Here is a 12,162-nt window from a genome sequence, read left to right on the forward strand (position 1 = left end):
CGTCGATACAGGGCCATGCAAAGCCTTATAGAAGCGGAAATTTCCCGTTTCCCGGCGCCTATGCCAAACTAACCCGCATATAGACAAGGTGAAAACTCTCTAATGGCCGATTGGCAGTCCCTCGATCCCGAGGCCGCTCGTGAAGCGGAAAAATACGAAAACCCTATTCCCAGCCGCGAACTGATCCTGGCGCACCTCGCCGATCGGGGTTCGCCTGCTGCCCGCGAGCAACTGGTCGAAGAGTTTGGTCTGACCACAGAAGACCAGATCGAGGCCCTGCGCCGCCGCTTGCGCGCCATGGAGCGCGACGCTCAACTGATCTACACCCGCCGTGGCACTTACGCGCCGGTGGACAAGCTCGACCTGATCCTCGGCCGCATCAGCGGTCACCGCGACGGCTTCGGCTTCCTGGTGCCGGACGACGGCAGCGATGACCTGTTCATGAGCCCGGCGCAAATGCGTCTGGTGTTCGACGGCGACCGCGCGCTGGCACGAGTGTCCGGTCTCGACCGTCGTGGTCGCCGCGAAGGCGTGATCGTCGAAGTGGTCTCCCGCGCTCACGAAACCATCGTTGGCCGCTACTTCGAAGAAGGCGGTATCGGTTTCGTCGTTGCCGACAATCCGAAGATCCAGCAGGAAGTGCTGGTCACGCCGGGCCGCAACGCCAATGCGCAGATCGGGCAGTTCGTCGAGGTGAAAATCACTCACTGGCCGACGCCGCGCTTTCAGCCGCAAGGCGATGTGGTCGAAGTGGTCGGCAACTACATGGCGCCGGGCATGGAAATCGATGTTGCCCTGCGCACGTATGATATTCCGCACGTCTGGCCTGAGGCGGTTGTGAAAGAAGCAGCCAAGCTCAAGCCGGAAGTTGAAGAAAAAGACAAAGAGAAGCGCATCGACCTGCGCCATCTGCCGTTCGTTACCATCGATGGCGAAGATGCCCGCGACTTCGACGACGCGGTCTACTGCGAAGCCAAGCCGGGCAAGCTGCGTCTGTTCTCCGGTGGCTGGAAGCTTTACGTGGCGATTGCCGACGTTTCCAGCTACGTGAAGATCGGTTCGGCGCTGGATAACGAAGCTCAGGTTCGCGGCAACTCGGTGTACTTCCCCGAACGCGTGATTCCGATGCTGCCGGAGCAACTGTCCAACGGCCTGTGCTCGCTGAACCCGCAAGTCGATCGTCTGGCCATGGTTTGCGAGATGACCATCTCCAAGTCCGGCGAAATGACCGACTACTGCTTCTATGAGGCGGTGATCCATTCCCACGCCCGTCTGACCTACAACAAGGTCAGCGCGATGCTGGAAACGCCGAAGGCTACCGAAGCGCGCAAATTGCGCGGCGAGTACACCGACGTCGTGCCGCACCTCAAGCAGCTCTACGCTTTGTACAAAGTATTGCTGGCTGCCCGTCATGTGCGTGGCGCGATCGATTTCGAAACTCAGGAAACCCGGATCATCTTCGGTTCCGAGCGCAAAATCGCCGAAATCCGTCCGACTGTGCGCAACGATGCGCACAAGCTGATCGAGGAATGCATGCTGGCGGCCAACGTGGCCACTGCCGAATTCCTCAAGAAGCACGAAATCCCTGCGCTGTATCGCGTTCACGCTGGTCCGCCGCCAGAGCGTCTGGAAAAACTGCGCGCATTCCTTGGTGAGCTCGGCCTGTCCCTGCACAAAGGCAAGGATGGTCCGTCGCCGAAGGATTATCAGGCGTTGCTCGCGAGCATCAAGGATCGTCCGGATTTCCACCTGATCCAGACCGTCATGCTGCGTTCGTTGAGTCAGGCGGTGTACAGCGCTGAAAATGACGGCCACTTCGGCCTGAATTACGAAGCCTATACCCACTTCACCTCGCCGATCCGTCGTTACCCGGACCTGCTCACGCACCGCGCGATCCGCAGCGTGATCCATTCCAAACAAGACACCCCGCACGTTCGTCGTGCCGGTGCGATGACCATTCCGAAGGCGCGCATTTATCCGTACGACGAAGCGGCGCTGGAGCAGCTCGGCGAGCAGTGCTCGATGAGCGAGCGCCGTGCCGACGAAGCGACCCGCGACGTGGTGAACTGGCTCAAGTGCGAGTTCATGAAGGATCGCGTCGGCGAGTCGTTCCCGGGCGTGATCACCGCTGTGACCGGGTTTGGTCTGTTCGTCGAGCTGACCGATATCTATGTTGAAGGCCTGGTGCACGTCACCGCGCTGCCGGGCGATTACTACCACTTCGACCCTGTGCATCACCGTCTTGCGGGTGAGCGCACTGGTCGCAGCTTCCGGCTTGGCGACACCGTTGAAGTACGGGTCATGCGTGTCGACCTCGACGAACGCAAGATCGACTTCGAGATGGCGGAAAAAACCATCAGCGCGCCGATCGGTCGCAAGAAACGTGGCGCCGAAACCGCTGCGCCTGCTGCCAAGGAAGCGCAAGAAAAGGCTCCAGCGAAAACCGCCAGCCGTCGTCCAGCCAAGGAAAAGGTTGCCGAAGCCTATCGCCCGAGCGACGCCGTGGCGAAAAACGCCGAGCTGCGCAAAAGCCGTGAATTGAAGAAGGCCTTGCTGGCCGATGCGAAAAACGGTGGTAAAGCGGCGTCCGGGGGAAAGACCGGGCGGTCGGCGCCTGACAGGGCGACCGACGGCAAGCCAGCCAAACCGAGCAAACACCGTAAGGGCCCGCCAAAAGCGGGTTCCGCTCCAGCCAAGAGTGGCGGGGCGCGTAAACCGAAGGCGAAGTCATGAGTCAGTTGGAAAAAATCTACGGCGTTCACGCGGTAGAAGCGTTGCTGCGTCATCACCCCAAGCGCGTCAAGCAGATCTGGCTGGCGGAAAGCCGCAACGATCCGCGCGTACAGACGCTGGTCGAACTGGCCAACGAAAACCGTGTTCAGGTCGGCCAGGCCGAGCGCCGCGAAATGGACGCCTGGGTTGAAGGCGTGCATCAGGGCGTAGTCGCTGAAGTCAGCCCGAGCCAGGTCTGGGGCGAGGCGATGCTTGACGAGCTGCTCGATCGCACCGAAGGCGCGCCGTTGCTGCTGGTGCTCGATGGCGTGACCGATCCGCACAACCTCGGCGCCTGCCTGCGTTCGGCCGATGCGGCCGGTGCGCTGGCGGTGATCGTGCCGAAGGACAAGTCGGCCACGCTGACTCCGGTGGTGCGTAAAGTCGCCTGCGGCGCGGCGGAAGTGATTCCGCTGGTGGCCGTGACCAACCTGGCGCGCACTCTGGAAAAACTCCAGCAGCGCGGCCTCTGGGTCGTCGGCACGGCCGGCGAAGCCGAAGTCAGCATTTATGACCAGGACCTGACCGGCCCGACCATCCTGATCATGGGCGCCGAAGGCAAAGGCATGCGTCGCCTGACCCGCGAGCATTGCGACTATCTGGTGAACCTGCCGATGGCCGGTAGCGTCAGCAGCCTCAACGTCTCGGTCGCCACTGGCGTGTGCCTGTTCGAAGCCCAGCGCCAGCGCGGTGCGAAAGCCAAGGCTGCCGCGAAGAAATAAGCTTCACGCAATCAACTGTGGGAGCGAGCCTGCTCGCGAAGAGGAGTGTCAGTCGACGTCATTGTTGCCTGACAGGCCGCATTCGCGAGCAGGCTCGCTCCCACATTCGCTTACGGTGTCTGGAAGATCGGTGGTTGTTCAAATAATCACCAATTGCCTTGCGCCCCCGCAGTCCCTTCTCTACAATTGCGCCCCTTGCTGTGACGGCAGGCACGCATGTGCCCCGCGCCAGCAAGTCCATAAGTGTCATTCACTCCTTGTCTGACCGTTTTTGAGCGGCAGGCTACAACCCGTAAGGAGCATTCATGCGTCATTACGAAATCATCTTTCTGGTCCACCCGGATCAGAGCGAGCAAGTCGGCGGCATGGTTGAGCGTTACACCAAGCTGATCGAAGAAGACGGCGGCAAAATCCACCGTCTGGAAGACTGGGGCCGTCGTCAACTGGCCTACGCAATCAACAATGTTCACAAGGCTCACTACGTGATGCTGAACGTTGAGTGCACTGGCAAGGCCCTGGCCGAGCTGGAAGACAACTTCCGCTACAACGATGCAGTGATCCGTAACCTGGTCATCCGTCGCGACGAAGCCGTTACCGGCCAGTCCGAGATGCTCAAGGCTGAAGAAAACCGCAGTGAGCGCCGTGAGCGTCGCGACCGTCCTGAGCACGAAGGCGCCGAAGGCACCGACAGTGATGACAGCGACAACAGCGATAACGCTGACGAGTAATCCACGGACCTTATTAAGGAGCCTATCAAATGGCACGTTTCTTCCGTCGTCGTAAATTCTGCCGCTTCACCGCTGAAGACGTGAAAGAGATCGACTACAAAGATCTCAACACTCTGAAAGCCTACGTATCCGAGACCGGCAAAATCGTTCCAAGCCGCATCACCGGTACCAAAGCTCGTTATCAGCGTCAGCTGGCCACCGCTATCAAGCGCGCCCGCTTCCTGGCCCTGCTGGCCTACACCGACAGCCACGGCCGCTGAGACCGGGCAGTCGACAAGTAGCAAAGGATTGAATGCATGCGCGCCTTAGCTGAGTTCATCATGCGAGGCCGAATGCAGGCCACTCTCGTGGTGGCCGGATGTGCAACATTGCCGTTGTTGTATTGGTTGGGTGCTGCCGCCGGGAGCCTTGTGCTGCTGCGGCGCGGATTGACGGACGCCCTTGGCGTTCTGTCGCTGGGACTGCTGCCGGCATTGATCTGGTGGCTGTATGCCGACGACCCACGGGCACTTCTGGTGCTGCTGGGCTCTGCGGTGCTTGCGTTGGTTTTGCGCGCAAGCGAATCCTGGGTCCGCACGCTGCTGGTCAGCGTAGTGATCGGAGTGGTGTTTTCAGTGGTGCTCGGGGTCGCGTTTGCGGCCCAGATCGAGATGCTTGCACAGGCCCTCATAAAGGTCATGCCGGCACTTCTCGGTGAGACCTACAAGCAATTGTCGGTCGATGAGCAAGCGCGTTTCGCGTCCCTGATTGCACCGGTCCTGACCGGACTGATTGCGGCCTTGTTGCAGATCGTCAGCGTGCTGAGCCTGATTGTCGGGCGGCATTGGCAGGCGTTGTTGTACAACCCGGGTGGTTTCGGTCGCGAGTTTCGCGCCATCCGCATCCCGCTGGGGCCGGCGATGTTACTGCTGGCGTTGATGCTTCTGGGCCCGAATCTCGGTGCACAGATGGCCATGTTGACGCCGTTGTGCAGTGTACCGCTGGTGTTCGCCGGGCTGGCCCTGATTCACGGGCTGGTCGGGCAGAAGCGACTGGCCGGTTTCTGGCTGGTGGGGTTGTACGTCACGCTGCTGTTGTTCATGCAGCTGATCTATCCGTTGCTCGTGGTTCTGGCCATTGTCGACAGCCTGATTGATTTTCGCGGTCGTCACGTGTCGAAAGACACCGACAGCGCGAACGGTGAAGGTTAAAAGTTAGAGGATTTTCACATGCAACTGATCCTTCTGGAAAAAATCGCCAACCTGGGCAACCTGGGCGACAAAGTAAACGTTAAGGCCGGTTACGGTCGTAACTACCTGCTGCCTTTCGGTAAGGCTACCGCTGCGACCGCTGCCAACCTGGCTGCGTTCGAAGAGCGTCGCGCCGAGCTGGAAAAAGCTGCCGCAGACCGTAAAGCATCGGCTGAAAGCCGTGCTGCCCAACTGGCCGAGCTGGAAGTGACCATCACTGCCACCGCTGGCGACGAAGGCAAGCTGTTCGGTTCGATCGGTACTCACGACATCGCTGACGCACTGACCGCTTCCGGCGTTGAAGTGCAGAAGAGCGAAGTTCGTCTGCCGAACGGCACCATCCGCAACGTGGGTGAATTCGACGTGGCCGTGCACCTGCACGCCGAAGTTGAAGCCACCGTACGCGTTGTCGTGGTAGCAGCTTAAGCAACACGGATCGGCTGGCGGCTTGTCCGCCAGGCGGTTAACATCGGGCACGATCCTGTTTACAGGTCGTGCCCTTTGTCTTTCTGAATTCCCTGCTTTTCACTAATACTCAAGTGGCCATGAACGATATCTCCGCTCCCGAGCAATACGATCTGCAAACCGCTGCCCTGAAGGTGCCGCCGCATTCCATCGAGGCCGAACAGGCCGTACTCGGTGGTCTGATGCTGGACAACAACGCCTGGGAACGCGTGCTCGATCAAGTCTCCGACGGCGATTTCTATCGACATGACCACCGCCTGATCTTCCGCGCGATCGCCAAACTGGCCGATCAGAACTCGCCGATCGACGTCGTGACCCTTGCCGAGCAATTGGACAAGGAGGGTCAGACGTCGCAGGTGGGCGGCCTCGGTTATCTTGGCGAACTGGCGAAAAACACGCCTTCCGTCGCCAACATCAAGGCCTATGCGCAGATCGTCCGCCAGCGTGCGACGTTGCGCCAACTTATCGGCATCAGCACCGAGATCGCCGACAGCGCCTTCAACCCCGAAGGCCGTACCGCCGAAGAGATCCTCGACGAAGCCGAACGGCAGATCTTCCAGATCGCCGAAGCGCGGCCGAAGACCGGTGGCCCGGTCGGCGTCAACGAATTGCTGACCAAGGCCATCGACCGCATCGATACCCTGTTCAACACCGCCGACGCGATCACCGGCCTGTCCACCGGCTACACCGACCTCGACGAGAAGACCAGTGGCTTGCAGCCGTCCGACCTGATCATCGTCGCCGGCCGTCCGTCGATGGGTAAAACCACCTTCGCGATGAACCTGGTGGAAAACGCCGTGTTGCGCAGCGAGAAAGCGGTGCTGGTTTACTCCCTCGAGATGCCAGGCGAATCGCTGATCATGCGTATGCTGTCCTCGCTCGGCCGGATCGACCAGACCAAGGTGCGTTCCGGCCAGCTCGAAGACGATGACTGGCCGCGTCTGACGTCGGCGGTCAACCTGCTCAACGATCGCAAACTGTTCATCGATGACACCGCCGGTATCAGCCCGTCGGAAATGCGCGCGCGGACCCGGCGTCTGGTGCGTGAGCACGGCGACGTCGGCCTGATCATGATCGACTACCTGCAGTTGATGCAGATCCCTGGTTCCAGTGGTGATAACCGTACTAACGAAATTTCCGAGATTTCGCGCTCCCTGAAAGCCTTGGCCAAGGAATTCAACTGCCCGGTGGTCGCCCTGTCGCAGCTCAACCGCTCCCTTGAGCAACGTCCGAACAAACGCCCGGTGAACTCCGACTTGCGCGAATCCGGAGCGATCGAGCAGGACGCCGACGTGATCATGTTCGTTTATCGCGACGAGGTGTATCACCCGGAAACCGAGCACAAGGGCATCGCCGAAATCATCATCGGCAAACAGCGTAACGGCCCGATCGGTTTCATTCGGCTGGCGTTCATCGGCAAGTACACGCGTTTCGAAAACCTCGCACCGGGCAGCTACAACTTCGACGACGACGAGTGACAGCAGACCGGTCAGCCCGGCCTGCCATAGCTCTTGCCTCAATCGGCCTGTGTAGCCGTTTCGCCTTCAGCAGGCACTGCGCCAGGATGTTCCGCTTGCAGTTCCTGGTGTGTCAGCGCCTGAATCAGCGTCGCTTCGCTGATTGCCAACTGTGCGGTGACGTTATCGGTTTGCGTGTCATACCGGGCCTGGTTCAATGTCTTGTTCGAAAACTGCTCGTCCAGCACTGCCTGCTTTTCCTGAAAGGGCTGGCGGGCAGCATCGAACTGCGATGAGTATTTGTGCGTGATGAAATCCTGCCAGAAGTCCGTCGCAACCAATGCCTGAACCTCCTCCGGCGAGCCGTTCAGCGCGATCACTTTGCGAAACGCCACCTCAAGCATTTCTGTTGTGACGTCAGCCATGCCGATGTACGACAGCGACTGCGGTTGAAAGGGTAATTGCAACCGATCCTTGAGACCGAAGCGATACGCCATGGTCATCTCGTGCGGGTCGCGGATGCGCAAGCGATGGCGGTTCCGCTCGCCCCCCGCCACCTGTGGATCATCGGCAATGGCCCTGCTTGCGGCGACCTGCGCGGCGGCGATGTCATCCACTTGCCTGAGTCGAAACAGACCTTTGGACAATTCCACCAGGGGCGCGCCGTTGCCGTCCTCTCGGGCTTTCGCGCGAGCCTTGTGGGTCATGGCAAGCACTTGCAGGTCGGTGAAGGTCGCGGCGGCCAGATCCGTGCAACCTGCTTCGCAGGCGCGGTCGAAGAGTTCCCTGCGCAGGGCACGTGATTGCGGATCGTTTTCGCTGATGACATCAATCACATCCCAGACCTGCCGGCGGAAATCCTGATGATGGGCAAGGCCGGTGATGATGTTGAAAAATCCATCCGAGCCGTCCTGGGCTCTCAGGTTGTTCAACTGCGTGATTTTCGTTGCGGCCTGTTGTGCCGACATCCCGGCAACCCACTGCGGGTTCAGCGCCACCGGGCTGGCGACAGGCACTTGAATGCGAAAGACGGGACGAGCCGTTGTCAGCAGATTCAATCGGTGGCGAAGCGGGGTCCCGGCGGCGGCCAACTGCTCACTGTAAAGACGCAGGCGTTCATGAGTCGCATCGCTCAAGGGATTATTGGTTATTCGCGTGCCGCTGTTGACCTGCACCGAGTGCGCCAGCCGGTCTGCTGGTGGGGCAATGACAAAGTCCGGGAGCGTGCTGATCTGATTGTTGCTCAGGGTGATCTTGGCGAGCTGCGGTTGGTCGAAAAGGCCTGTCGGCCAGCTGTCGATTCCTGTGTTCGCCAGATCGACCTCGCGAATGTCCGTGATCAGGCTGAAATCCGGCACCACGCCCAGGTGCGGATTGTTCTGCAGCCACAAGGCTCTGAGGGTCGTGCGCCCGGCCAGTATCTGCGCCGTTTCAGCGCTGAGTTCAAGTTGATTGCCCTGCAGGAACAAGCGGGTCATGCCATGCATCTCTCCAACCGCCGGCGGCAAATCCCTGAGCCGATTGTTGGCCATGTTCAGCCAGCGCACATGACGAAAACGCGTGAGAAAGCCTTCCGGCGACTCGGTCAGGTTCATGTTGTTCAGTTTGAGCGAACCTACGTGGCTGAAGTCGATGCTCAGGTCAGGCAGCGTCGGCAACGTCAGGCCGCTGAGGTCCAGTTCAACGCCTATTTCGCTACCGTCGTTCGCGTGTTGTTGCGGCGTGTCCCGGCGCCAGCAACTGAGGATGCGATCCCGCGCTTCATTGCGGTCATTTCGGGTATGAACGTTGTGCTGCAGCTGATTGGCTCGAATGTAACGCTGACGGTTGTTACCGCCCGAGAAAACCCAGTCATCGAGCTGGCCTTTGAGGACGGCAAATTCCTCCTCCAGCGCCGCCAGCCGGTGCGCCACCGTAGCCTTGTCGTGACTCCAGATGAATTCGCGGCAGGTCTCGATGGTTTTGTGCGGGTATAGACTGTGATAACGCTGTGCTCGCGAGTTTTCGCTGTCGAACGCAGCGGGGTGGGCGGGGGTCATCAGTTCAGGGTGCGCGGCTTTCAGGCGACGCCAGTAACCATCGAATTTTCTCCAGTAGTTGGAAGGGAAGTCATTGCCTTCCAGGCGCGTGACGTTATTGATCCGGGCAACGCGCGGCAGGTCATCCGGTAACGGGTCGAGATTGGCCTGCGGCACTTCACGTAAACGATTGTCGCGTAAATCAAGTGTGGTCAAAGCCGTCTTGTCGAGCAGTCCCTTGGGCCATTCGGTGATCCCGGTGTTCTGCAGATTCAGTGTTTGCAGGCCGGGCATGGCACCGAAATCAGGCAGGATTTCCAGCGGGTTGTTGCCCAGGTCGATGTGCTTGAGTGAGTGCAGTTTGCTCAGCGCGTCGGCATCTTGCTGATCGAGTTTTATTTTGTTTGCACGCAGATGCAGTTCGGTAAGTCGCGACAGGCTGGCGACGACCGCAGGCAGCTTGCCGATATTGCACGACGTCAGGGTCAGTTGTTCCAGATTGGCAAACCGGCCAAGAAATGCGTCGGCAGCATCGGACCAGGTTACAGCATCGAGACTGAGCGATTTGACGTGGCTGAAGTCCGCCGTCAGAGCGGGAAGATGTCCGTACACTTCAGACAGTTTCAGTACGCCCCCCGACTCTTGCAGCCAACAGCCGCGAATCAGTCTGGCAATTCGGCGGGCCTTGATGGCCTCCGATCCGGTGGCAGTGGATGATCCGTTCTGACTGTCGGTTATATAGGCTTCGAGTTGCGTCTCGAGCACGTTGAATTGCGTAAAGCGCCGGGACATCTCGCCATGCGCGCCTTCCTCCAGACCGAGCAGATAATCCCTGGCTGCCCTTGCATCTTTATCGGGATACATGCGTTGCACCATGGCGATGTCCTCGACGGCTCCGTCGAGTCTGAAGGTCTTCGGTTGTTTGCCAACGTGCGCCTGTGGATGCTCGATGCTCACCCGCTGCCAATACTTCTCAAGGGTTCGCCAGTAGCCTGCCGGGAATGGATTGCCTTCAATGTGCGTAACGCTGTTGACTCGGGCGCTGGCCAGCGATTGCGCGCTTGCAGGGAAGAGGATGGTCTGCGGTATTTCACGCAGAAGGTTATCGCGCAAGTCCACGCTTACCGCGGCTTGCAGATTCTGCAGCCCGTTTGGCCATTGCTCGAGTCGGGTGTCGCGCAGGCTCACCGATCTGAGCAGGCGCATGGCGCTGAAGTCCGGCGCTTTGCCCAGTGGATTGTGCGACAGGTTCAGGAGTTGCAATTGGCTCAGTCCGCTCAACTGCGCCGCTGTGTGCTCCGTGAGCTGCAGCCGGTTGGTGGTCAGGGTAAGCTCGGTCAGCCCCTGCATTTCCACGATGCTGGCGGGCAGCGTATCCAGGGTAGAGCGAGCGACTGTCAGGCGCTCGAGCGAAGTAAAACCGTTGAGGAAGTCGTCGGCCGCAGCCGACCAGCCCACCGCGCCCAACTCCAGCACGTGCACGTGACTGAAATCAGCACTCAACGCAGGAAGTACACCGTTGCCCAGTTCGAGTCTGAGCACGTCGCCACTCTGCCGTTTCCAGCTGCGCCTGATTGCCGCAGCGCTGCGTTCTGCTGCGACCGCCCGGGTTTTGTCAGTGCCGTCCACGGTGGATGTTCTGACCCAGGCTGCCAGATCTTCCTTGAGCGTTTTGTATTCGCTTTCACGCCGCGCCAGGTAGGCGAGAACGTCATCACCCTGGGGCCGCAGAAGCGTGCCGAGGCCTTCGTCATTAAGGCCCGGGAAAAGTTTTCGCGCGCGCGATTGCGCAGTGGGACGCGGGTTGAACAGCGCCGACAGTCGGCTGCGCAGGCTTCTTTGTTCCGGGCTTTCATTGTCGCCGCGATTCATACCGCCCGGGCCACCCACTTCGGCGCCCCGCCAGCCGGCGCCGGAATCAAAGACAATCGGCTCCGACCTGCCGGGTCTGGTTGCGACATAGGCATTGTCACTATCAACGGCAACCGGATCATCGGGTCGAACGATGCGCATCACCTGCGTCCACGGTGTCGAGGCTTCATGATCGTGCAGCACTTGATAGCTGTGCTTGTCGATCACCGCGTAAAGCTTGCCGTCATGACGATGCAGCCCATCGCTGTCGCGCAGGGCGTTGCTCAAATCCAGCGATGTGCGAAAGGCCTCCAGACGCGTCGCTGACAGTGCGAAGGTATTGGGTTGCAAATCCTTCAATGCGTGCCACAGTCCGCCTTCTGGGTCGCGCAGCATCTCGGGGCCGGAGGGCGTCGATTCGCTCGCCAGTCTGGCTCGCCACAGGCCGCTTTGCGCATCTTTGCCGACCTGCACGAAGCCGCCGTCGGCCACCTCGATGTACTGACGTCCCTTGAACAGCCTCAAGCCCTCGGCATTGGCCGCGGGCAAGTTGTCCGTCGAAGCGAGGCGATAGTCCGCCAGCGGCCGGACGACGATATCCGCCTCGTCCGTTACTGTTCGAATGGTGTGCACCGTAACGCTCGGCGCTGGAACGATCACATCAGGATCGGCGCGGTCGGTCAGCCTGCCTGGCCGTGGCTGCGCGCCAATCGAGGTTGCGATTTCAAAACCCGGTCGCAGCGTCAGATCGGAGTGTAGCGCGGGCGAATCCACTGACGTGTCCGGTCGCAGGTGGACATCCACGGTGGTAGTGCCTTTGGGTGGTGATTTGATTGGCATGTCTTTACATTCCTTGTAGAGGTTGCCCGGCAGCACTCGATAGCCGGTGCTCCCGCGCTGTTCGGCATCATTGCCTGGGA

8 protein-coding genes are annotated in these 12,162 nt (G+C 60.0%); 7 read left to right on the top strand and 1 reads right to left on the bottom strand.

Going from position 1 to position 12,162, the window contains the following annotated elements; all coding sequences use genetic code 11:
• The first annotated feature begins 102 nt into the window (after positions 1–102).
• From rnr to dnaB, 7 genes are all read left to right on the top strand, one after another.
• A complete protein-coding gene (rnr, locus tag AB4N53_RS22530) occupies positions 103–2,733 on the top strand; it encodes a ribonuclease R (RefSeq protein WP_460123424.1) in 2,631 nt (876 codons plus the stop codon).
• On the top strand, positions 2,730–3,494 hold the full coding sequence (gene rlmB, locus AB4N53_RS22535) for a 23S rRNA (guanosine(2251)-2'-O)-methyltransferase RlmB (protein WP_024011372.1): 765 nt from the start codon (positions 2,730–2,732) through the stop codon (positions 3,492–3,494). Before rnr ends, rlmB begins: the two co-directional genes overlap by 4 nt.
• A 305-nt stretch (positions 3,495–3,799) precedes the next feature.
• The gene (gene rpsF, locus AB4N53_RS22540; RefSeq protein WP_016771938.1) at positions 3,800–4,222 is read left to right on the top strand and encodes a 30S ribosomal protein S6; all 423 of its coding nucleotides are present in this window, start codon (positions 3,800–3,802) and stop codon (positions 4,220–4,222) included.
• A 29-nt stretch (positions 4,223–4,251) separates the two neighbouring features.
• Entirely contained in the window at positions 4,252–4,482 is a 231-nt protein-coding gene (gene rpsR / locus AB4N53_RS22545; protein WP_002551829.1) for a 30S ribosomal protein S18, read from the top strand.
• 36 nt (positions 4,483–4,518) lie between these two features.
• On the top strand, positions 4,519–5,412 hold the full coding sequence (locus tag AB4N53_RS22550; protein ID WP_122508589.1) for a hypothetical protein: 894 nt from the start codon (positions 4,519–4,521) through the stop codon (positions 5,410–5,412).
• Positions 5,413–5,430: 18 nt separating this feature from the next.
• A complete protein-coding gene (rplI, locus tag AB4N53_RS22555; RefSeq protein ID WP_003221136.1) occupies positions 5,431–5,877 on the top strand; it encodes a 50S ribosomal protein L9 in 447 nt (148 codons plus the stop codon).
• Positions 5,878–5,996: 119 nt separating this feature from the next.
• A complete protein-coding gene (gene dnaB / locus AB4N53_RS22560; protein WP_016771936.1) occupies positions 5,997–7,394 on the top strand; it encodes a replicative DNA helicase in 1,398 nt (465 codons plus the stop codon).
• Between the two features lie 38 nt (positions 7,395–7,432).
• Here dnaB and AB4N53_RS22565 read toward each other — a convergent pair whose 3' ends face one another.
• Entirely contained in the window at positions 7,433–12,082 is a 4,650-nt protein-coding gene (locus AB4N53_RS22565; protein ID WP_460123428.1) for an NEL-type E3 ubiquitin ligase domain-containing protein, read from the bottom strand.
• Positions 12,083–12,162: the final 80 nt, after the last annotated feature.

Source organism: Pseudomonas sp. H3_E04 (assembly GCF_054668915.1).